Genomic DNA, 262 nt, shown 5'->3' on the forward strand with positions numbered 1-262 from the left:
CGGTGCGGGTGCCGCCGAGGGCGCCATCGACGCGGCCTCGATCCTGAAGCCGATGCTGGCCCGCGGTGAGCTCCAGACCATCGGCGCCACCACACTTGACGAGTACCGCAAGCACCTGGAGAAGGACGCGGCGCTGGAGCGCCGTTTCCAGCCGATCCAGGTCGCGGAGCCGTCGCTGCCGCACACGATCGAGATCCTCAAGGGTCTGCGTGACCGGTACGAGGCCCACCACCGTGTCTCGATCACGGACGAGGCGCTGGTC

1 pseudogene is annotated in these 262 nt (G+C 69.1%); it reads left to right on the top strand.

Annotated elements, in window-relative coordinates:
- A pseudogene (locus ADK57_RS18810) lies at positions 1–262 on the top strand (NDP-hexose 4-ketoreductase); the annotation flags it as partial.

The sequence above is a fragment of the Streptomyces sp. MMG1533 genome (assembly GCF_001279775.1).
GTDB lineage: Bacteria > Actinomycetota > Actinomycetes > Streptomycetales > Streptomycetaceae > Streptomyces.